Origin of the sequence: Pandoraea sp. NPDC087047 (assembly GCF_044745225.1) — a bacterium.
Classification (GTDB): Bacteria; Pseudomonadota; Gammaproteobacteria; order Burkholderiales; family Burkholderiaceae; genus Pandoraea.
Map to the genome: position 1 here is coordinate 356,116 of NZ_JBIUZU010000003.1, position 20,473 is coordinate 376,588.

15 protein-coding genes and 2 pseudogenes are annotated in these 20,473 nt (G+C 64.1%); 7 read left to right on the forward strand and 10 right to left on the reverse strand.

Annotated elements, in window-relative coordinates:
* Nucleotides 1-284: 284 nt before the first annotated feature.
* Nucleotides 285-1,859 (reverse strand): glucan biosynthesis protein G, encoded by a 1,575-nt coding sequence (locus ACIPHM_RS07160; protein ID WP_400326553.1) that lies wholly within the window; start codon nt 1,857-1,859, stop codon nt 285-287.
* A 573-nt stretch (nt 1,860-2,432) separates the two neighbouring features.
* Here ACIPHM_RS07160 and bglX point away from each other — a divergent pair.
* Nucleotides 2,433-4,551, forward strand: a pseudogene (gene bglX / locus ACIPHM_RS07165) (beta-glucosidase BglX).
* 20 nt (nt 4,552-4,571) lie between these two features.
* On the opposite strand, the gene ACIPHM_RS07170 reads toward bglX, so the two are convergent.
* Nucleotides 4,572-5,471 carry a LysR family transcriptional regulator gene (locus tag ACIPHM_RS07170; protein WP_400326556.1) on the reverse strand — a complete coding sequence of 300 codons (900 nt, stop codon included), beginning with the start codon at nt 5,469-5,471 and terminating at the stop codon, nt 4,572-4,574.
* A gap of 104 nt (nt 5,472-5,575) precedes the next feature.
* On the opposite strand from ACIPHM_RS07170, the gene ACIPHM_RS07175 reads away from it, so the two are divergent.
* Nucleotides 5,576-6,685, forward strand: coding sequence for a tartrate dehydrogenase (locus tag ACIPHM_RS07175; protein ID WP_400326096.1), 1,110 nt, complete (start codon nt 5,576-5,578; stop codon nt 6,683-6,685).
* Here ACIPHM_RS07175 and ACIPHM_RS07180 read toward each other — a convergent pair.
* Nucleotides 6,652-8,058, reverse strand: coding sequence for an LLM class flavin-dependent oxidoreductase (locus ACIPHM_RS07180; protein ID WP_400326098.1), 1,407 nt, complete (start codon nt 8,056-8,058; stop codon nt 6,652-6,654). The two genes, ACIPHM_RS07175 and ACIPHM_RS07180, sit on opposite strands and share 34 nt — an antisense overlap.
* 213 nt (nt 8,059-8,271) lie before the next feature.
* Here ACIPHM_RS07180 and ACIPHM_RS07185 point away from each other — a divergent pair, with 213 nt between their 5' ends.
* Nucleotides 8,272-9,450: an ABC transporter substrate-binding protein gene (locus ACIPHM_RS07185; RefSeq protein ID WP_400326099.1), complete on the forward strand. Its 1,179-nt coding sequence runs from the start codon at nt 8,272-8,274 to the stop codon at nt 9,448-9,450.
* On the opposite strand, the gene ACIPHM_RS07190 is transcribed toward ACIPHM_RS07185, so the two are convergent.
* A complete protein-coding gene (locus ACIPHM_RS07190) occupies nt 9,431-10,369 on the reverse strand; it encodes a LysR family transcriptional regulator (protein WP_400326101.1) in 939 nt (312 codons plus the stop codon). The two genes, ACIPHM_RS07185 and ACIPHM_RS07190, sit on opposite strands and share 20 nt — an antisense overlap.
* Before the next feature lie 196 nt (nt 10,370-10,565).
* On the opposite strand from ACIPHM_RS07190, the gene ACIPHM_RS07195 reads away from it, so the two are divergent.
* Nucleotides 10,566-11,672, forward strand: coding sequence for an NADH:flavin oxidoreductase/NADH oxidase (locus ACIPHM_RS07195; RefSeq protein ID WP_400326104.1), 1,107 nt, complete (start codon nt 10,566-10,568; stop codon nt 11,670-11,672).
* An 80-nt stretch (nt 11,673-11,752) separates the two neighbouring features.
* On the opposite strand, the gene ACIPHM_RS07200 is transcribed toward ACIPHM_RS07195, so the two are convergent.
* Together ACIPHM_RS07200 and ACIPHM_RS07205 are read right to left on the reverse strand one after the other, a co-directional pair.
* Nucleotides 11,753-13,003 carry an EAL domain-containing protein gene (locus ACIPHM_RS07200; protein ID WP_400326107.1) on the reverse strand — a complete coding sequence of 417 codons (1,251 nt, stop codon included), beginning with the start codon at nt 13,001-13,003 and terminating at the stop codon, nt 11,753-11,755.
* A 335-nt stretch (nt 13,004-13,338) separates the two neighbouring features.
* Nucleotides 13,339-14,571 (reverse strand): MFS transporter, encoded by a 1,233-nt coding sequence (locus tag ACIPHM_RS07205; protein ID WP_400326110.1) that lies wholly within the window; start codon nt 14,569-14,571, stop codon nt 13,339-13,341.
* A gap of 277 nt (nt 14,572-14,848) precedes the next feature.
* On the opposite strand from ACIPHM_RS07205, the pseudogene ACIPHM_RS07210 reads away from it, so the two are divergent.
* A pseudogene (locus ACIPHM_RS07210) lies at nt 14,849-15,148 on the forward strand (IclR family transcriptional regulator C-terminal domain-containing protein); the annotation flags it as partial.
* 88 nt (nt 15,149-15,236) lie between these two features.
* Here the strand turns inward: ACIPHM_RS07210 and ACIPHM_RS07215 are convergent.
* From ACIPHM_RS07215 to ACIPHM_RS07225, 3 genes are all read right to left on the reverse strand, one after another.
* Complete coding sequence (locus ACIPHM_RS07215; protein WP_400326112.1) at nt 15,237-16,025, reverse strand: IclR family transcriptional regulator; 789 nt, start codon at nt 16,023-16,025, stop codon at nt 15,237-15,239.
* Between the two features lie 353 nt (nt 16,026-16,378).
* Nucleotides 16,379-16,849, reverse strand: a complete 471-nt coding sequence (locus tag ACIPHM_RS07220) for a hypothetical protein (RefSeq protein WP_400326115.1) — start codon at nt 16,847-16,849, stop codon at nt 16,379-16,381.
* 92 nt (nt 16,850-16,941) lie between these two features.
* Complete coding sequence (locus ACIPHM_RS07225; RefSeq protein WP_400326118.1) at nt 16,942-17,571, reverse strand: glutathione S-transferase family protein; 630 nt, start codon at nt 17,569-17,571, stop codon at nt 16,942-16,944.
* A 308-nt stretch (nt 17,572-17,879) separates the two neighbouring features.
* Between ACIPHM_RS07225 and ACIPHM_RS07230 the strand changes: the two genes are divergently transcribed.
* Nucleotides 17,880-18,275 (forward strand): lysozyme inhibitor LprI family protein, encoded by a 396-nt coding sequence (locus tag ACIPHM_RS07230; protein ID WP_400326121.1) that lies wholly within the window; start codon nt 17,880-17,882, stop codon nt 18,273-18,275.
* A gap of 71 nt (nt 18,276-18,346) precedes the next feature.
* On the opposite strand, the gene ACIPHM_RS07235 is transcribed toward ACIPHM_RS07230, so the two are convergent.
* Nucleotides 18,347-19,342 (reverse strand): porin, encoded by a 996-nt coding sequence (locus ACIPHM_RS07235; protein ID WP_400326559.1) that lies wholly within the window; start codon nt 19,340-19,342, stop codon nt 18,347-18,349.
* A 183-nt stretch (nt 19,343-19,525) separates the two neighbouring features.
* Between ACIPHM_RS07235 and yddG the strand changes: the two genes are divergently transcribed.
* Nucleotides 19,526-20,461: an aromatic amino acid DMT transporter YddG gene (yddG, locus tag ACIPHM_RS07240; protein ID WP_400326124.1), complete on the forward strand. Its 936-nt coding sequence runs from the start codon at nt 19,526-19,528 to the stop codon at nt 20,459-20,461.
* Nucleotides 20,462-20,473 lie beyond the last annotated feature (12 nt).

Genomic DNA, 20,473 nt, shown 5'->3' on the forward strand with positions numbered 1-20,473 from the left:
ATGACCGACGCAAGCGGCTCAGGGCCGAGCCTCAACGGCGCGACCGAAGACCGTCGCCAATGAAGCGAACCACCTCTATGAACGACGATGGGTGGCTGTTTATGCAATATTGTGCATGCAGTAAACGCGAAATGATCGGTGGCTGCAAGCGCAATTTGCGGTTTTCAGGGTTTTACATCAGAGAACGTCGCTCGTAAGTGTTTGTTTAAACGCGACGCAGACGGTGCGGGAGGGGCGGCTTGTGCGGCGGCGGGGCACCGCCGCACGGGGAGGATTAATGCAACTTATTGCTTGGCCACCGAGTAAGGCGGGAGCTGATAGCTCCACGTCTCGCTGATCGCCTTTCCGCCGGAGACGAGTGCCGCGCGCAGTTCGACGACCTTGGCCGGGTCCTTGACCAGCACGCGCAGATTCAGGCGCATGCCGTGTGTGACCGGGTTCGGTTGCAGCGTCTGCTCGATGAGGGTGGCGTTATCGCTCACGCTGACCTGCGCCGTGACCGACCCTGCCGGCAGCGTGGCGAGCGGGCCGCCGTCGAAGTCCACGATCAGGCCCGTGCTGCCGTCGAAGTGACGGATCAGGTTGGCCTGCGTGATCTCGCCTGCGGTACGAAGCGTCTGCTTGACCCAGGCCAGATTGCGATCGATGATGCCGCGCTCGTTCATCGTCCAGCGGATGTTGTAGTCGGCCTGCAACGGCTGGCCCTTGGGCGGCAGTTGGTCAGGTGTCCAGAACGCCCCAATGTTGTCGTTGGTCTCGTCCGGCGACGGAATCTCGACCAGTTCTACGTGACCTTTGCCCCAGTCGCCTTGTGGCTCGATCCATGCGCTCGGACGCAGATCGTAGCGGTCCTTGAGGTCTTCGTACTGCGAGAAATCGCGGCCGCGCTGGAGCAGGCCGAACCCGCGCGGATTCGTTACCTGGAACTGGCTGATAGCGAGGTTGCGCGGATTGTTCAGCGGACGCCAGATCCACTCGCCGTTGCCCGCGTGAATCGCCAGACCGTTGGAGTCGTGCAATGCGGGACGGAAGTTGTACGGATCACGCTGCTGGTTCGGCCCGAACAGGAACATGCTGGTGAGCGGCGCGATGCCGAGCTTGGTCACCTTGTCGCGCAGGAATACGCGCGCCTGCACCTTGAGCAGCGAGTCCTCGCCGGGCGTCAGATCGAAGCGATAGGCGCCGGTGGCGCGCTTCGAATCGAGCAGCGCGTAGAACACCAGATGCTTGTCGCCCGCGTTCGGACGCTCGATCCAGAACTCGCGGAACGCCGGAAATTCCTCGGCAATGGGCAGGCCCGTGTCAATGGCCAGCCCGCGCGCCGACAGACCGTAGATCTGCCCCTTGCCGATCACGCGGAAGTAGCTCGCGCCGAGCACACTCATGATCTCGTCGAGCTTGCCCGGTTCGTTGATCGGATAGAGCACGCGAAAGCCCGCATAGCCGAGGTTATGCGTGGCGCTGCGATCGAGCTTGAGATCGCCGAAATCGAAGCGGTTGCTGTCGTATTTGATCTCGTCGATCTTCGCGTTGCTGCCGGTGCCCACGATCTCGTTGATCTTCACCGGCGTGCTGAATTGCATGCCCTGATGATAGAAGCCGAGCTTGAACGCCGTGGGCTGATCGTTCCATTCGAAGGCCTCGCGCCGCGGCTGAATCTTGATGTAGTCACCGAACTGCATCTTCGCGAAGGCGGGCGTGAGGTTGCTCACCGGCGCTGTGTAGGGCTGATCGGCGAGCGCTTTCGCGCGGGCGGTCACATCGTCAAGGGAGAAGGCATGGGCATGCGCGGCACCCAGTAGTGCGGCACCTGCCAGGAGCGCCGGCACGAACGAGCGCACGCGTCGGTGCCAGGGCATGGCGGGGGAAAACAGAAGCACGAATCTCTCCGGTAGTTGGGGGCGTGACGATGCCGCAATTATCGCGTCTCGCATGACTTCGTCTCGTGCCTTGTCAGGCATCGCGTTGCGCGGGAAACGTAGCGAATTCGGCAGCGAAATCGTTCGGGAAATACCAATTGTGGCAAAGTATCGCACTTCGCGTTACGCATCCTGCACGTATCGGGGCAGACCCGGCCCGAGGGCCAGACCCAGCCAGACGCCGCCGGATCGCGTAATTCCAGTTGATACGACAAGCGGTGAGGCCCGATGCGGCGTCTGATGACGTTGGCAACATCGCGGGCCACACGGCGTCGCGCCACATTGGATCGATCACAGATGAGAATGTTCTCCGCACTGGCCCTCGCGGCCAGTCTCGTAGTGGCGCCGGCCTTTGCCAGCGCGGCTGAAGTCTCGGACAACGGCAACGCAGGCGATGTTCCCGTTGCCATGCCGTTGGCGTCGGCCAAACAAAAGTTCATCGACGATCTCATCGCGCGCATGACGCCCGACGAGAAGATCGGCCAGTTGCGACTGATCAGCATCGGCGCCGACATGCCGGAGCCGCAACTCGTCAAGGAGATCGCCGCCGGTCGTGTGGGCGGCACGTTCAACTCGGTCACGCGCGGCGACAACCGTCCGCTGCAAGACGCCGCCGTCAAGCAAAGCCGCCTGAAGATCCCCATCTTTTTCGCGTACGACATTGTGCACGGTCATCGCACCGTGTTCCCGATTAGCCTCGGGCTGGCGTCGAGCTGGGATATGACGGTTGTGAAGCAGGCGGCGCGTGTGGCCGCCGTCGAGGCAAGCGCCGACGGTCTGGACGCCACGTTCGCGCCGATGGTCGACATCTCGCGCGATCCGCGCTGGGGACGCACCTCGGAAGGCTTCGGCGAAGACCCTTACCTGGTCTCGCAGAGCGCGCGCCAGCGTGCAAGGGTTTCAGGGCACGTCGCCCGCCAACCCCGATAGCCTGATGGCGTTCGTGAAGCATTTCGCGCTGTACGGCGCGGTCGAGGGCGGACGCGATTACAACGTTGTCGACATGAGCCCGATGCGCATGTATCAGGACTATTTGCCGCCGTATCGCGCCGGTATCGATGCCGGGGCCGGCGGCGTCATGATCGCGCTGAACTCCATCAACGGCACGCCCGCGACGTCGAACAAATGGCTGCTGCGCGACCTGCTACGCGACGAGTGGGGCTTCAAGGGCGTGACGGTGAGCGATCACGGCGCCATCGAAGAACTGATGCGTCATGGCGTGGCGAAGGACGGACGCGAAGCCGCGAAGCTCGCCATCGAGGCGGGCGTCGACATGAGCATGGCCGACGTGCAGTACCTCAAGCAATTGCCGGATCTGGTGAAGTCGGGCGACGTGCCGATGCGCGACATCGATAGCGCCGTGCGCGAAGTGCTCGGTGCAAAGTACGACATGGGCCTGTTCGCCGACCCCTATCGCCGCATCGGCAATGCCGCGCAAGACCCGAAGGATGTGAACGCCGAGAGCCGTTTGCACCGCGAGGCGGCGCGCGACGCCGCTCGCAAGTCCCTCGTCCTGCTGGAGAACCGGCACGACACGCTGCCGCTTCGGAAGGCAGGCAAGGTGGCCGTGATCGGACCGCTCGCGGACGCCAGGATCGACATCATGGGCAGTTGGTCGGCGGCGGGCAAGTCGTCGCAAGCCGTGACGCTGCTCCAAGGCGTGCGCGACGCGCTGGGCGCGAACGCGCAAGTCACCTATGCGCGCGGCGCAAACATCACCGACGATCAACGCGTTGTTGAGTATCTGAACTTCCTCGACTGGGACAATCCGGAAGTCGTGCAGGACACGCGTACGCCGCAACAGATGATCGACGAAGCCGTGCAGGTTGCGCGCAACGCCGACACGCTGATCGTGGCCGTAGGCGAGTCGCGCGGCATGTCGCACGAGGCGTCGAGCCGCACCAGCCTCATGCTGCCGGGCAGCCAACTGGCGCTGTTACAGGCGCTCAAGGCGACGGGCAAGCCGCTGGTGGTGGTGCTGATGAATGGCCGTCCGCTCGACCTGAACTGGGCGAAGGTCAATGCCGACGCCATGCTCGAGACGTGGTACGCGGGCACCGAAGGCGGCCATGCGATTGCAGACGTGCTGTTCGGCGACTACGACCCCTCGGGCAAGCTGCCGATCTCGTTCCCGCGCTCGATCGGCCAGATTCCGACGTACTACAACCAGTTGCGCATCGGCCGGCCGTTCACGCCGGGCAAGCCGGCCAACTACACATCGCAATACTTCGAGGAAGACTCCGGTCCGTTGTACGCCTTCGGCTACGGCCTGAGCTATACGACGTTCGACGTGTCGAAGGTGAAGCTCTCGGCAAAGACGATGGCCAGCGGCGGCAAGCTCGACGCGAGCGTTACCGTGCGTAATACCGGCAAGCGCGAAGGCGAGACCGTCGTGCAGCTTTATTTGCAGGATGTGGCGGCGTCGATCGTGCGTCCGGTCAAGGAGCTCAAGGGGTTCCAGAAGGTGAGCCTCAAGCCGGGCGAGTCGCGCACCGTGCATTTCGCCATCGACGAAAGCCTGCTGAAGTTCTACAACGCGAAGCTGCAATATGTGGCCGAGCCGGGCGACTTCAACGTGCAGATCGGTCTCGATTCGCAGAAGGTCGAACAGGCGACGTTCACGCTTGAGTAACATCGCATCACGGCATCGCCCTAGGCCTGCGTCTGGAATTCCTCCGCCAGGAATTCCACGCAGGCCCGTACCTTGGCAGACGATGCCACGCGCGACGGATACACCGCCCAGACATTGGCCGGCTGCGTGACGTCCGGCAGCACCTGCACCAGATCCCCTTGCGCGATCAGCGCCCCCACATCCCACATCGATCGCAGCACGATGCCCTGTGCGTCGAGCGCCCATTGCACGGCGACTTCCCCGTGGTTGGTCGACAGCGGCCCCGTCACCTTGAGCGACACCGCCTCACCGCGCTGCTGTAGCCGCCACATGCCGAACGGGTGATCGCGCTCCTTGATGACGATGCAGGCGTGGCCCGCGAGGTCGCTCAACTGACGCGGCGTGCCATGCGTGTCCAGATAAGCGGCAGACGCACACAACACGCGATGATTGTCCGCGAGCTTGCGGGCGATCAGATGCGGCGCGATGTCGTCGCCAATGCGAACGTCGAGGTCGTAACCCTCGGCAGCGACGTCGACGATCCGGTCGAACAGGTCAAGCCGCACATTGAGCTGCGGATGGAGCGCGCGAAGCCGCGACATGGCGGGCGCCACGACATGCCGCCCGAAGCCGAAGCTGCTCGACACCCGCAACGTGCCGCGCGGCACCTGCCGCGTGCTCGACACGTCCTCCATCAGGTGATTCACGTCGTCGAGAATCTTCTCTGCCCACGCGTAGACGCGCTCGCCGGCGTCCGTGATCGCCACGCGCCGTGTCGAGCGATGCAGCAGTCGCGTGCCGAGATCGGCCTCCAGCATGCCCACGCGTTTGCTCACGTAGGCGGGCGAGACGCCCAGCGCCTCGGCCGCTGCCGAAAAGCTGGCGCGGCGCGCCACCTGACAGAACACGCGCAGGTCGTCGAGATTCGGATTGACGGGCAGGGGTTTATTCACGATTCGTGGATAGTGGATTAACCGATTGGGGGATTTTATCCGCGTTGGAATGGAATAACCTAACGGCATCGTCCAAATTCCAGGAGACAGACATGACCGACACGTCCCAACGCCCCCAGCGTCCGTTCAAGATCGCCGTGATCCCGGGCGACGGTATCGGCAAAGAGGTAATGCCCGAAGGCCTGCGTGTGCTCGACGCCGCCAGCAAGCGCTTCGGCATTCCCGTCGAGTACCAGCACATCGAATGGGCGAGCTGCGACTACTACGTCAAGCATGGCCAGATGATGCCGGACGACTGGAAGCAACAACTCGACGGGGTGGACGCGATTCTGTTCGGTGCGGTGGGCTGGCCCGACACGGTGCCCGATCACATTTCGCTGTGGGGCTCGCTGCTCAAATTCCGTCGCGAATTCGATCAGTACATCAACCTGCGTCCGGCGCGTCTGTTCGACGGAGTGCCGTCACCGCTGGCCAATCGCAAGGCGGGCGATATCGACTTCATGATCGTGCGCGAGAACACCGAGGGCGAGTATTCGTCGATTGGCGGTGTGATGTTCGAGGGCACGGATCGCGAGTTCGTTGTGCAGGAGTCGGTCTTCACGCGTCATGGTACGGAGCGCGTGCTGAAGTTCGCGTTCGATCTCGCGCAGCAACGCGAGCGCAAGCACGTGACGGTTGCGACCAAGAGCAACGGTATTTCGATTTCGATGCCGTGGTGGGACAAGCGCGCGGCCGAGACGGCGGCGAAGTATCCGGACATCACGTGGGACAAGCAGCACATCGACATTCTGTGCGCGCGTTTCGTGCTCAACCCAGATCGTTTCGACGTGGTGGTCGCCTCGAATCTGTTTGGCGACATTCTGTCGGATCTCGGCCCGGCGTGTACCGGCACCATCGGCATTGCGCCGTCCGGCAACCTGAATCCGGAAGACAAGTTTCCGTCGCTGTTCGAGCCGGTGCATGGCTCTGCGCCGGACATCGCAGGCAAGAACATCGCCAACCCGATCGGCATGATCTGGACCGCGGCGATGATGCTCGACTTCATCGGACGTGGCGACAAGCGCACGCGTGACGCGCACGACGCGATCCTCGCCGCCATCACTCAGGTCATCAAGGACGGTCCGCGCACCGGCGATATGGGCGGGCGCGCGAACACGACCGAAGTGGGTCAGGCGATTGCGGCCGTAGTCTGCGCGGGTTGATGCACCGATGCCGCACCCGCTGCCGAGGCAATGTCGCGCGGTGGAAAGTACCGGTTGGGAACGGCCGGTACGCCGAGATTCTCGCGGAAGGTGCGGCCTTCGTACTTCGTGCGGAAGAGTCCGCGCCGTTGCAATTCCGGCACCACCAGATCCACGAACGACGTGATGCCCACGGGCGCGCTCGGGAACATGATGTTGAAGCCGTCGGCCGCGCCTGTCTCGAACCAGTGCTGGAAGTCGTCTGCAATCGATTCGGGCGTGCCCACCAGCACGCGGTGCCCGCCGCCGGTGAAGCGCGTGTATAGCTCGCGCACGGTCGGCTGCTCGCGCCTTATCCAGTCCACCAGCAGCTTCTGACGACTCTTGTGCGAGTTCGTCTCCGGCACATGCTCGGGCAGCGGCACCTTCGCATCGAAGGGCAGGCTGCCGAGGTCGATGCCCAGGCTCGCGTAATTCGTCAATGCGTGCAGCACGACCGCCGGATCGCGATGCGAGAGCAGACTGTCGTAGATGTCTTCGGCCTCCGACTGCGTGCGTCCCACGACGGGCGACACGCCTGGCAGAATGAAGAGGTGTTCCGGCCGGCGGCCATAAGTCAACGCCCGCGTTTTCACATCCGTATAGAAGGCGCGCGCGTCCTCGATGTCCTGTGCCGCGGTGTAGAGCAACTCGCCCGCGCGTGCGGCCAGTTCGCGCCCTGCCTCGCTGGACCCTGCCTGCGCGATCACGGGCCACCCCTGCACCGGACGCGGCGCACTGAGCGGCCCGCGCACGCGGAAGTGCTTGCCGCGATGATCGAGCTTGCGAATGCGGGTCGGATCGGCCCACTGGCCGGTGGCTTTGTTGCGCGGGAAGGCGTCGTCGGCGTGGCTGTCCCAGAGGCCTGTCACGACGTCGTAGAACTCGTTGGCCCGCTCGTAACGCACGGCATGGTCGACGTGATCGTCGCGATTGAAATTCTCGCCACCGCCGGTCGACGTCACCAGATTCCAGCCGGCACGTCCCCCCGAAAGATGGTCGAGCGACGCAAACGCGCGTGCCACGTTATACGGCTCGCTGTAGGTCGTGCTGACCGAGGCGACCAGACCGATGTGCTTCGTGGCGCCGGCCAGTCCGGCGAGCAGCACGACCGGGTCCCAGCGCGGTGCGCCGGGGCTGTGCGCGAGCGCGACCGGGTCGGTCGACATGAAGAGGTTGTCGAAGAAGAACAGCGCATCGAAGTAGCCGCGTTCCAGTTCCTGCGCGTAGTGACGATAACGGGCGAATTGCGAGTCGGCGTCGTTGTCCGTATCGGGGTGACGCCAGCTATCGCCTTGCACGGCGGAACCCGACATGTAGGCACCCAGCCGGAGCTTGCGGGCAGGTTGGCTCATGAGCTTGCTCTCGTTCGATTTCGATGACGTTCACGATATGGGAGCGCTGCTTCCCGGCACAAACAACGAAAGTGGATAAGCAAATCCACATAAGCAAACTCGCGCCCGGCGCGCTATGAAACGCATCAATCGATGGTTGGGAACGGTGGGGTGCGTGCCTACACTGGCACGTCCTCCCACTCCTTTAGCCGCGCTCGAACGTGGCGTCATGACATGACGAAATCTGCCTCCCATGCCGCCCCGCCTGTGGCGCCTGTGCTTGATGCGGCGCCTGTGCTCGACGCCTTCATCGCGGCGTCTGCCATTGCATTCGGTCTTTACGTCTCGGCGCCGTCGCGAGCTGCGATGGTGCGCGAGACGCTGGCGCACTCGGCCAAACGCGATCTGCGCGGCAATCTGCGCACGCATGCTCAGGACCGATGGCCGACGTGGCGCACCCGGTTGCGTCGTGGCGCGGCGGTGGCGCTGAGTGTTGCCGCGATTCTGCCGTTCGCCAGCAAGGCCGCGGACAAGCCGGTGCTCGTCGTCGGCGATCAGGCTTACAACGCCCAGAGTCTGTTCGAAGCCTCGGGCGTATTGCAGGACGCCCCCTATACCGTCTCCTGGAAGCAATTCCCGGCCGGCACACCGGTCGTCGAAGCCGTGAATGCCGGTGCGCTGGATATCGGTTTGCAAGGCGACGGCCCAGTGCTGTTCCTCGCGGCGCATGGCGCTCCCGTCAAGGTCATCGGTATCTATCGCGACAGTCCCGACAGCGTCGTGCTGCTCGCCGGCCCGCACACGCAGATCAAGACCGTGGCCGATCTCGCGGGCAAGACGGTGGCAGTCACGCGCGGCGGCTGGTCGCAGCAACTGGTGCAGGCGGCGCTCACGTCAGCCGGGCTGCCGCTCGACTCAGTGAAATATTCGTATCTGGCGTCCGTCGATTCGGCCGCGGCGTTGCAGGCGGGCAAGGTCGACGCCACGGCGACGTGGGAGCCGTACGTGACCCGGCTGCGTCAGGCCGGCGCACGCCCGGTTGTGACCGCACGCGGACTGATTGCCGCGCAGAGCTACCTGTCCACGACGCAGAAGGCGATCGACACCAAACGCGAATTGCTGGGGGATTTCGTGCAACGCTATCAACGCGCGCGCGAATGGTCGCTGGCGGACTCGCGGCACATCGAGCGCTATGCAGATGTCTGGGCGGCCAGATCGCGCGTCGATCCGAAGCTGGCGCATCAATGGTTCAACACGTCGCGTATTCGCTATGAACCGCTGACGGACACCGCCATCGCCGAAGCGCAGAAAAGTGTCGACGACTTCGTGGCGACCGGCACGCTCACGAAGCGCTTCGACGTGCGCGATCTCTTCGATACGTCGTTCAACAAGTTCACGCAGGCTGCACGATAGTCCGCCGAGGCTCGGGCACCCGCTCGCCACCGAAGGCGCGCGGGCGCGGGGCGTCGACGCGTTCGCGCAGCAACGCCACCGCGCGTTGCGCGCGCGCCGAAAGCGCCCATTCCGAGCGGTGGATCAGCCACAGCGTGTCGACCACGGGCGGGCCGCAGTCCACGACACGAATGGCGTGCTGCGAGGCGAACGCCTGACGCGCGTACTGCGGAATGACGGTGAAGCCCAGACCCCGCGCGACATATTCCAGAATCAGGCCGATCTGGTTCGTGCAGCCTTTGCACGGCAGACTCTGCACGCCCGGATTGCCCGGGAAACGGCGACTCAGCAAGCGCGTGGACATCGCCTCGCCATCGGGGTGATCGATGAAGCCGATGCGCTTGAGATCGTCCCACTTATGGACGTCGTCTCCCGCCGGCACCACGAGTTCGAGCGGCTCCTGCGTGAAGGGTGTTGCGGTGAGTCGGGGATCGTCGGGACGCAACGTCACCAGCCCCAGCTCGAAGTGATTCTGCAATACCCCTTCGAGCACTTCCCGGTCGGGCGCGAAGCGGTGCCGAACAGCCATCGCCGGGTTGGCCTGCTGCATGTCGAGCAGGATCGGGCACAGATACAGCCCGATGCTCCCTGGCGTGATGAGCGTGACGTTGCCGCATTCCTCGTTGGCATCCTCCAGGCTGGCGCGCAAATGCCGTCCCGCGCACTCGATTTGCTCGCAATAGGCCAGCAGCGCCTGCCCGGCAGGCGTGAGCTCCACCGAGCGCGGACGCCGCACGAGCAACGTCCCGAATGCCTCTTCCAGATGCTTGATGTGCTGACTCACGGCCGCCTGTGTGAGGCCTAGCTGGTCAGCCGTGCGCGTGAAGTTGCCCAACTCCGCGAGCGTGGCGAAGGATTTGAGCCATTGAGGATTCACCATAATGAACTGTTATTGAATCGATAATTTGTAGGTGGTTTTCATTATAGTGATGTGGGGCTACCATTGCTTGCGTCGCCCCCTGCCGGTCGAGGTGCCATGAAATCGCGATGAATCGCTGCGCGGCGCTATCGGTGCCACCCGCGCCACTCGCGCGACCAGCCGGCACCGCTATCCCCTGACTTTGTAGAGAACCCCCATGTCTGCCTTGTTTTCCCCGTTTGAGCTGAAAAGCGTGAAGTTGCGCAACCGCGTCGCCATCCCGCCGATGTGCCAGTACAGTGCCGTCGACGGTCTGACCAACGATTGGCACCTCGCGCACTACGCGAGCCTGGCGCGCGGTGGCGCCGGGCTCGTGATCGTCGAGGCGACCGCTGTGTCGCCGGAGGGCCGCATTTCGCCGGGATGCACCGGTTTGTGGAACGACGAGCAGGCGCAAGGCATGGCGCGTATCGCGTCGGCGATCAAGTCGCACGGCGCCGTGCCCGGCATCCAGATCGCGCACGCCGGTCGCAAGGCCAGCGCCAACCGTCCGTGGGAAGGCGACGATCACATCGGTGGAGACGACCCGCGCGGCTGGCCGACGATCTCGCCGTCGGCGGTGGCGTTCGGCGCGCATCTCGGCAAGGTGCCGAAGGCCATGACGCTCGACGACATCGCGCGCGTGAAGGCCGATTTCGTGGCAGCCGCGCGTCGTGCGCTGGCCGCCGGCTTCGAATGGCTGGAGCTGCATTTCGCGCACGGCTATCTGGCGCAGAGCTTCTTCTCGCTGCATGCGAACCATCGCGACGATGTCTACGGTGGCGACCTCGCCGGCCGCAGCCGTTTCCTGCTGGAGACGCTCGCTGCCGTGCGCGAAGTGTGGCCGGACCATCTGCCGCTCACGGCCCGTTTCGGTGTGATCGAGTACGACGGCCGCGATGAAGAGACGCTGACGGAATCGATTGCGCTCACGCGTCGGATGCGTGAAGGCGGTCTCGATCTGCTTAACGTCAGCGTCGGTTTCTCCACACCTGCCGCGAAGATTCCCTGGGGCTCGGCATTCCTCGCGCCGATTGCCGAGCGCGTCAGGAAGGACGCCGGTATTGCGGTGGCGTCGTCCTGGGGGATCGACGATCCCCACGCAGCGAACCGCGTGGTGGCCGACGGCCAGATGGATCTCGTGATGATCGGCCGCGCCCTGCTGGCCAACCCGCACTGGCCGTATTACGCCGCGCGCGAACTCGACGTGGGCCGTCCGTCCTGGGTGCTGCCCGCGCCGTATGCGCACTGGCTCGAGCGCTATCAGGTGCAGCGCGCCGCCTGAGTGGGAGCCGGCTTGAGTCGGGCTGAACAGCCCTGAGCGTCACCGGAAAGACAACGGATGAAAAGTCCGTTGCTCTGTCGTCACCAGTTGATGTCGACGCAGAGCACATGCAGGCCCTGCTTGGCGGGCGATGCAATGGACGCCGTCACACACAGGTGCGCCTCGTTGATCGAGAGATAGGGCGGGGTGAAGTGCACTTCGCCGGGCTCACGCATGGCTTCGATGAAGTATGGACGCCGCGCCCAGTTCGCCCCTTCCGAATGCAGCAGCGGACGGAAGCGCTTGGCGCGTTGCGACGAATGGCTGTGCGGCAGCACGTTGTCGCCGATCTGGCGTCCGGCGGCGTCTAGCAGGAAGCAGCGGGCGGCGTCGGGCAGCGCGAGCAGATCGTGCGTCGCCTGACGAATGTCCATCCCCTGCGCCATGCGCGCAGCCGCAGACTCGATGCCTGCGACATACGGCGCGAGCCGCGCGTGTTGCGCGCGCTCGCGCTCGACGAGTTGCGTGCGCAGGGCGGACGACAACGCGTCCATGCGCTCGGCGGCAACCTTCGGCGGCACGGGATCGAAGGCCGGTGCGGCGAAGTATTGCCCCTGCACGAAGTCGACATTGCACTCCAGGGCGATCAGCGCTTCGCGATCCGTCGTCAGGCCGCCCATCATCACCAGTTGTCCCGATTCGTGCAGCAGCGACACCAGACCCGGCAGCACTCGCGCCAGATGCGACTGCTCGGCTGCCTGCGCGAGAATGCCGCGATCGAGCACCACGATATCGGGACGCAGATCCCACACGCGGTCGATATTCGAATGCTTCGCGCCGAAGCCGCCCAGCGCGATCAGGAAACCCGCCTTGCGCAGGCTGCCGACGATGGCGCCGAAGCGCGGCGTGTCGCCGCCCGCCTGCTCTGGCACTTCCAGCACCACGCGTTGCGGCGACAGGCCGGTCGCCTTGAGCGTGGCGATGAGCGCGTCGCCGTAGACAGTGTCCATCAGCGCGGCGGGGTGCAGGCTCAGAAAGAGCCACGCGTCGCGACTGTCGAACTCGTGGAAGTTGTCCAGGTGCAGCGATTCGGCGAGGCGGCCCAGTTCGAGCATATCGCCGTGACGTGCCGCCATCGTGAAGACCTCGTGCGACGGTACGTGACGGCTCTGGGCGTCGTGTGTGCGTAACGAGGCGTGGTAGCCGATGGCGCGACGGTGCGACACCGAGAAAACCGGCTGGAAGACGCTGGAGATCGTGAAGTCGCCGTAAATGACGATGCGCCGGCCGCCGTCGGCCGCTGTCAAACGGGGCGGTAGCAGTCCGGGGGCGTCGAGATCGATCGTGGTCATGGTCGTAACAGGCGCGGGGGCGGCAATAATGAGTACAGAATAGGTGAGCAAGAAGCGTGCTCAAAGGCGCGCGGCGGCGCCGGCGCTATTGTCCTCGATTTTTCCCCGATTTTCCGCCTGTGTCGTGACGCGTCGCACCAGAGAATGGCGTGACGGCACCAAAGTGGGGCGTGAGCACTGAACCCTGGGGGACTCGCGGGTGCGGTATCGCAGCCCCGAGGGCTACGTAGTGTGCGGCGGGGGCGTCGCCTTGTCGCCCCGACGGCCGGCAGGGCGAGCCGTTGGGGTTTGCCTGTGGGCCGCCGGCCCCGCTTCGCGAAGCGGTACGACGAACGTCAGGGCGCCAGCACCTGCGCACGCCGCGCTACGCGCACAAGGCACAGCGCGCACGCGACGTTGAAGACGTGCAGACCGCCCGGGCCGAGCACCGTCACGACGACCGAAGCGATCATCGGGCCGAGCAGGCCCCCGACCGAAAAGAGAATGAGCAGCGTGGCGCTCACCCCGATACGCCGCTCCGGCACCGTACGGTCGTTCACGTGCGAGACGATCAATCCGTACTGCGTGAAGTTCACGGCAGAGAACAGGAACATCAGCAGGAAGACGAGCCAGTGCGCCTGAATGAAGATCAGCGGCGCGCAGAACACCGCGGAGGCGAGCGCGAGACGTCGCGACAGCGTGCGCCGGTCCATGCGATCGGACAGGCGTCCCACCGGCCATTGCATGAGTAGCGCGCCGAAGAGCGCCACGCCCATCAAGGTCGACAGGCTGCCGATGGAGAGGCCGATGCGCGTGAGATAGACCGGCATCATGGCGTAGAACGCGCTGTACAGGAATCCCGCGAGAATGCATCCTGGAATGGCGATCGGCGTGGCACGCGCCAGTTCCGTCACGCTATCGAACAGGCTGAGCGCCGGTTGCTTGAGCAGGCGCTCGTCGGCCACGCGCGTGGGCCAGCCCTGCATGAGCGTGATGGGCAGAATCGCCGCGACGAACAGGCCCGCAACGAGCAACAATTGCCCCTCGCTGCCCGCCTCGCCGATGTTGAGCAGAAACTGCCCGGTGCTCACCGCGAGGTAGTTGATCGTGAGATATGAGCCGAACACACGCCCGCGCATCGTGTTGGGTACCGAACCGTTGAGCCAGCTTTCCACGGTGGTGTACATGCCCATCAGGGCGAGGCCGGTACCCACGCGCAGCAAGCAAAGCATGAGCATGGATTCACTCACGGCGAAGCCCATCACGAACAGGGCGCCAAGCGCGGTGAAGGCGACGAACGCACGATGCTGCCCGATGCGCTCGATCAGCGTGCGGTTGTAGAACGCTCCGAGCAGGAAGCCGGCGTAATAGCACGACTGGATTACGCCGATGGTAAACGTCGACGCGCCGAACTTCAGCGCATGAAAGGGAACGGCGGTGACGAAGAGCCCGTTGCCCACGACCAGCACGCCGTAGCCCAGCAAAATGCCCATGAGCGCGGGATAGACGCTGATGGGCAACGGCACGGCGTCGGCCGGGGCGGGGCCGGGCGGCGTCGAGGGCGCGCCCAGGAGGGAGGCCTCGGACAAAGGGCCTGGACGATCGGGTTCATCTTCCGGAATGGGGGTGTCAATCGACGGGTCTCGCTGCATTCGGTCTCGCGGGCCAGAGGATGGGGGCAACAGGCTTTCACGTGCCTTCATCATCGCACGAGATGGCGCGCAAGCGAACTGAGCACGATCATGCGAGACGCATCTCGCAAGCAAAAAGGGCGTGTCCCGGTGAAGGACACGCCCTGTGGATCGCCGCTTTTCCGACGCCGCAACCCTTGCCGTCAATGCAGGGTCAACGCACCGTCAATACACGATCGATAGACGCTCAGTGCTCTCGCGTCTGTCGCTCAAACGCATGACACCGCGCACGATCACCGACGCCAGCCTGCTCGACGCGGAGCTCGATCGTCTGGCTGCGCGAGGAATCGGCATCGATAACGAAGAATTCGTGCGGGGCATGGTGGCCGTGGGCGTGCCGGTGCGCGCGCCGGACGATGCACGTGTGCGCGCCATGCTCGCGGTGCATGGACAGACGGCACGCGTGACGCTCGAACAATTGATGGGGCGGGTCCCGACGCTGCGTGAAACCGCGACGGCGCTCGCGCCGCTGCTCGATTGGCAGCGGGCAAGCAAGGAGGAGGCGTTGGCGAAAAAGGCCGATGCGGAAGACGAAAAGGCAAAGGCCAGAGCGATCCGACACGTCAGAACGTCTTCGCGAGTTCCTTCGCCGCTTCCTGAAGACGCGGCACGAACTCTATCGCCTTCGACAGCGACGTGCGCGACACCGGCGCATGCACGGCGACCGCTGCGATACACGCGCCGTCGTCCTTGAGCACGGGGGCAGCCACGCACGCAATCCCCAGCACGAACTCCTCGTTATCGACGGCAATGCCTTTGTGCGCAATGCGGTCGAGCTCGCTCTCCAGCAATTCGGGATCGGTCAGCGTGTTCGGCGTGAAGCGTTGCAGCTTCATCGCCCGCAGCAGGGCGGCGCGTTGCTCGCGGGGCATCATCGCCAGCAGCAGCTTGCCGCTCGCGCTGCTGTGTGCGGGCACGTGCGAACCCGGTTTGAGATCGAGACGCAGCGGCCACGGCGCTTCCATGCGGTCGAGATAGAGCACCTCGGTTTCATGCAGCATCGTGAGGTTGCAGGTCTCGCCGAGATCGGCCACGAGACGGCCGAGAATCGCGTGACGCATGCGTCGTGCGCCCGCCTGCATCATCACGCCCAGACTCAGTTGCGCGAGGCGCGGGCCGATCACGTAGGCATTCTTCTGGCCCGGTTCGCGAATCACCAGCCCGCCCGCTTCGAGCGAGCCGAGCATGCGGTGCAGCGAGGCCTTCGGCATCTGGATGTCGTGCGCCATGTCGGCGAGCGAGACCGGGGCGTCGGCAGCGACGAGATATTCGAGCAGCGCGAACGCCCGCAGGGTCGGGGTATCCGCCTTGTTATCTGACGGGGAGTCGTGCTGAGTCGCTGCGTCGTTCATATGCGCCGTTCCGGAAAATGGATCAGCGGTATTGTACCCAAACAGGTTCTCGACCGGCATTGACAACGCTCCGATGCGCTTTCGCTTGTTCTGCCTGTTCATTTTCGTCCGAATCTAGACGAGCCGTCGGGCATCGTCAAACGGTGATTTAATTATTCGGAACGAATTGTTTCTAAAAATGGATAACGATATGATGCGCTGAATAGGCTTTTCGTCGATACGGCTGGAGCATATCGAGGCGGGTGTCGTCGCGCTGACAGAGGTGTTGCGCGAGACGATGGCCGAAGCGGCCGTAGCGCAGAGATAGGGCGAGATGCCCGGCCGAGGCCGGGCAATGCCTGCAAACGATGACGTCAGGCGCGGGTCGAGATGCCGACCGTCTGCCCCTGAAGACGGGTCATGATATCGAGCGCCGATTGCAGGCGCCTGGCGTTCATCGGGTCGTTCAGCGCGAGCGCACCGGCGATCCCCTGACGCGCCCGCTGCGCGAAATTGATGCGCTCCGGGTCGTTCTCCGCCGGAATTTCGGGGCTGCCGTCTACCGGAATTTTCATGGTCATGGCCATGAACGGTGCGCTGTCGTCGAGCGACATCTGTGCGCTGCGAATCTGCGTGTTGACCCAGTCGCGCATCTGCGCACGCGTCATGTCGTTGAAGTCGACCTGTCGCGTGGTCTGCTGCGCGTTGCTGCCGGTGGTCTCGCTGGCTTGCTGTGTCTTTGCGGCCAGCACGGCCTGAAACGCGCCGATCTCGGTGCGGCCATTGCCCGCGCCAGTCTGCGCGCGGCCGGTGAGCGTGTGAGTGATACCGCTATCGATTTTCATAGGGGGGTATGTCAGCAATCCTAACGGTGGGAAAAAATCCTTGTATGGGTCGTGACGGTATCGTTTCCCTCTGGGTTTCGTCAATTAAAACGTTACGGGGTGCCGTTGCGTCCGTACAGACGAAAGCCTTCGCGTGTTGAAAGACGTTCGTAGTAGGCGCAAACGCGCTCCAGTGGCGGATGTTCGATGGGAACGCTGAACCAGCGATGCACCGACAGCCCGATGGGAATGTCCGCCAGTGTGAAGGCGTTGCCGCTCACGAACGCCTGCGTCGTCTCCAACTGCTTGTCGAGCACGCGCATGAACTCGCTCCAGCGCGCGACGCCGGTGGCGAGCGCCTGGGGATCGTCGTAGCCGGGCGAGCCTCGGACCAGCGAGAGGAACGGGTATTTCCATGCGGGATTCAGGTCGGAGGACTGCCAGTCGATCCACTGATCGATTCGTGCGCGCTCGCGCGGCGACACGGGGTAGAGGTCGGTGTGCCCGCGCGACGTGGCGAGGTAGCGCAGGATGCTGTTCGACTCCCACAGGACGAAGCCGTCGTCCTCGATGACCGGCACCATCAGATTCGGATTGAGCGAGGCGAACACGGGGTCGTCGAGCCTGCGCGACGCATCGCCGTCGCCCCACGCTTCGTTGACGAACGGAATCTCGAGTTCGCGACAAAGCCACAACACCTTGCGCACATTGATGGACGACGGTTTGCCGAGAATGCGGAGCATAACGAGCCTTGGTCTGCGGGAGCGATGGCCTGATTCTAGATGCGTCGCTGTCGCAATGACAGATACAGATTTGCCCTTGATACGGCAGAACAGTTCGCCGCCATCCGGTCATCGTGCGACATTGTTCAACATCGTTCGATGCCCGAGCGCGAATTCGTCGGACGCATGCCACGCGTGGGCGATGTACGGGATTCAACGCGGCACGTCATCCGGCAAGCCTCGAACCCACGGGAATCATGCGCCGCAACGGCGCGGCTTCAGATAGGATGAGCGCCTCACTCAAGGGTATCCGGATATCGGGAGACGACATGCAAACGATTCGATGGGGGGCAGCGGTGGCTGCCCTGATGGTCACCGCCGCTGCGCACGCAGCATCGCCCTGCGACAACCCGCAGGATCAGGCGACGATGAACCAATGCGCGATGAAGGACTATCAGGCGTCGGACAAGAAGCTCAACACGACCTTCCAGACGCTGAACAAGAAACTCAGCCCGCAAGGCAAGGCGGCACTGCAGAAATCGCAGCGCGCCTGGATCGCGTGGCGCGACGCTCAGTGCACCTTCGAGACCATGGGGTCCGATGGCGGAAGCATCCATTCGCTCGTGATCACGAGCTGCATGGACGAGCTGACGAAGGAACAAACGAAACGTCTGGACAAGATGAACAACTGCGAAGAGGGTGACCTGTCCTGCACGCGCCCGTAAGGTGTCTCATCAGGTGAGCGCGGCAGCGACGCGGGCGATACCCGCGACGGCTGCCGCCGCCTTCGCCTTCGTCAGAAGGTGTGACGCAGGCCGAGCGAGACGCCGACCTTGCTGCCGTAAGTGCCTTGTGAGGCGATCAGCGTGTAATTGCCGCTGATGTTGTTGCGGTCGATTTCCAGATAGACGTCAGTGCGTTTGCTCAACTGGTAGTCGGCCATGCCGTAGACGGCGGTGCGCTTGCCGCCCGGTTGTGCCTGCCAGTCGACGAACCCGCCGACGCCCAACGTGAGCGCGGGCAGCGGGTTATAGCTCAGTCCGAGCAGCATGACGTTGTTGCGCGTCTCCACTTCGGTCAACTGGCTGTGCAGATAGCCCGCCGTGGCTTTCCATGCACCGAACGCCGCCCCCGTCGAGAAGCCGAACGTGTTGCGCGACTGCGTGCCGTCTGCGGACGTCAGACGTTGGTACAGCAGCGTGCCGTTCACACCCCCCGCGGTATACCCCGCCGTCACCCCGACGCCCGAATTCGCATGCGTATCGCCAGCGGCGTTGCCGAACGTGTACGCCGTGCCGAGCGAGAAACCCCCGGCATCAAGCGTGTACTTCACCGTATTGTCGAGCCGGCTGCCGACGTAATTGCTCGCCACGATCAGCGTGTCGAGGTTCGGGTTGTGGAAGATCTGCGCGGCCCCCATTGCCGTATAGCCCACGCTGTACTGTCGCCCGATAGATAGTGCGCCGTAGCTGCCGCGCACGCCGACGAACGCCTGACGGCCGAACAGACGTCCCGCGCCGTTCGACGACACTTGCCCGAACCCGGCGCTCTTCGTCGGCTGCAACGACGTACCGTCGTCGAGATTGAAGCCGCTCTCCAGCACGAAGAACGTTTCCAGATCGGGCGCTATCTGCTCCGTCCCCTTGATGCCCCAGCGCGAGCCGGTAAACGAGCCTTGCGAGGCGCTGAACAGCTTTGCGTCATTCGCGTTGGCGTTGGTCTCGTAGCGGATGGCCGTATCGATCAATCCGTAGAGCGTGACGTCGGCGTGGGCGCTCGCAGGGGCGAGCATCAAGGGCGAAAGGCAGGCCGCCGCGTACGCGAGGCGGTGTCGTGCAAGCTCGGGGAGGGCATTGTGGCGGGGATGTGATCCGGCATAACCGGCGCCGGGCGATGGTGAGATACGGCTTTGCGAGACGGCGTTTCGTATAATCGCGAGTTGGCCACTTCCATTCACCCGAGGCAGGAAACACGCATGAACAGCAGGAACAAGGCGACACTCATCGGTCTTAGCGCCGTGGTGCTCTGGGCGTCGATCGTGGCGCTGATTCGCGGCGTGAGCGAGCGTCTCGGCGCGACGGGGGGCGCTGCGGCGATCTATACGGTGGCGTCGCTGTTCCTGGTCCTGACAGTGGGTTTCCCGAAGCTGAGCACGTTCCCCCGCCGCTATCTGGTGTGGGGCAGCATTCTTTTCGTGGCGTATGAGATCTGTCTGTCGCTGTCCATCGGCAACGCAAATAGCGGGCGGCAGGCGATTGAAGTGGGCATGGTGAACTATCTGTGGCCGACGCTTACGCTGGTATCCGCGATCCTCTTCAACAAGCAGCGCGCGAACTGGCTGGTCGTGCCGGGATTCATGCTCTCGATGCTCGGCATCTGCTGGGTACTGGGTGGCGATCAGGGGCTCGATCTGGCCGGCATGCTGGTCAACGTCGCGGACAACCCGTTGAGCTACGGTCTGGCGTTCGCCGGCGCGATCATCTGGGCGGCGTATTGCACCGTGACGGCGAGAATCGCCAATGGGAAGAACGGTGTCACGCCGTTCTTCATGCTGGTGGCCGTGGTGCTCTGGATCGAGTTCTTCGCGGGCGGTGGCGGTCCGATGTCGCTCGACATGCACGCCGCCATCTATCTCGTGCTCGCGGCCGCCGCCTTGGGGTTCGGCTATGCGGCGTGGAACGAGGGGATCATGCGCGGGAACGTGACGATCCTCGTCGGGGCGTCGTATTTCACCCCGGTGCTCTCGGCCTCGCTCGCGGCATTGCTGCTGCGCGCGCCCTTGTCAGGGCAGTTCTGGCAGGGCGCGTGCATGGTCTGCGGCGGCTCGATTCTCTGCTGGCTTGCCACGCGAGCCCGGCGAACCAAGGGCGACACCGCCCCGGTGCCCGCGGCGACCGGCGAGAACGTGTGACGTCCACGCATT

Excerpts from the sequence above, each read along its gene's own strand:
- ACIPHM_RS07160 (WP_400326553.1), bottom strand. The coding sequence starts at position 1,859 with ATGCCCTGGCACCGACGCGTGCGCTCGTTCGTGCCGGCGCTCCTGGCA.
- ACIPHM_RS07175 (WP_400326096.1), top strand. The coding sequence starts at position 5,576 with ATGACCGACACGTCCCAACGCCCCCAGCGTCCGTTCAAGATCGCCGTG.
- ACIPHM_RS07180 (WP_400326098.1), bottom strand. The coding sequence starts at position 8,058 with ATGAGCCAACCTGCCCGCAAGCTCCGGCTGGGTGCCTACATGTCGGGT.
- ACIPHM_RS07185 (WP_400326099.1), top strand. The coding sequence starts at position 8,272 with ATGACGAAATCTGCCTCCCATGCCGCCCCGCCTGTGGCGCCTGTGCTT.
- ACIPHM_RS07190 (WP_400326101.1), bottom strand. The coding sequence starts at position 10,369 with ATGGTGAATCCTCAATGGCTCAAATCCTTCGCCACGCTCGCGGAGTTG.
- ACIPHM_RS07195 (WP_400326104.1), top strand. The coding sequence starts at position 10,566 with ATGTCTGCCTTGTTTTCCCCGTTTGAGCTGAAAAGCGTGAAGTTGCGC.
- ACIPHM_RS07200 (WP_400326107.1), bottom strand. The coding sequence starts at position 13,003 with ATGACCACGATCGATCTCGACGCCCCCGGACTGCTACCGCCCCGTTTG.
- ACIPHM_RS07215 (WP_400326112.1), bottom strand. The coding sequence starts at position 16,025 with ATGAACGACGCAGCGACTCAGCACGACTCCCCGTCAGATAACAAGGCG.
- ACIPHM_RS07220 (WP_400326115.1), bottom strand. The coding sequence starts at position 16,849 with ATGAAAATCGATAGCGGTATCACTCACACGCTCACCGGCCGCGCGCAG.
- ACIPHM_RS07225 (WP_400326118.1), bottom strand. The coding sequence starts at position 17,571 with ATGCTCCGCATTCTCGGCAAACCGTCGTCCATCAATGTGCGCAAGGTG.
- ACIPHM_RS07230 (WP_400326121.1), top strand. The coding sequence starts at position 17,880 with ATGCAAACGATTCGATGGGGGGCAGCGGTGGCTGCCCTGATGGTCACC.
- ACIPHM_RS07235 (WP_400326559.1), bottom strand. The coding sequence starts at position 19,342 with ATGCTCGCCCCTGCGAGCGCCCACGCCGACGTCACGCTCTACGGATTG.
- yddG (WP_400326124.1), top strand. The coding sequence starts at position 19,526 with ATGAACAGCAGGAACAAGGCGACACTCATCGGTCTTAGCGCCGTGGTG.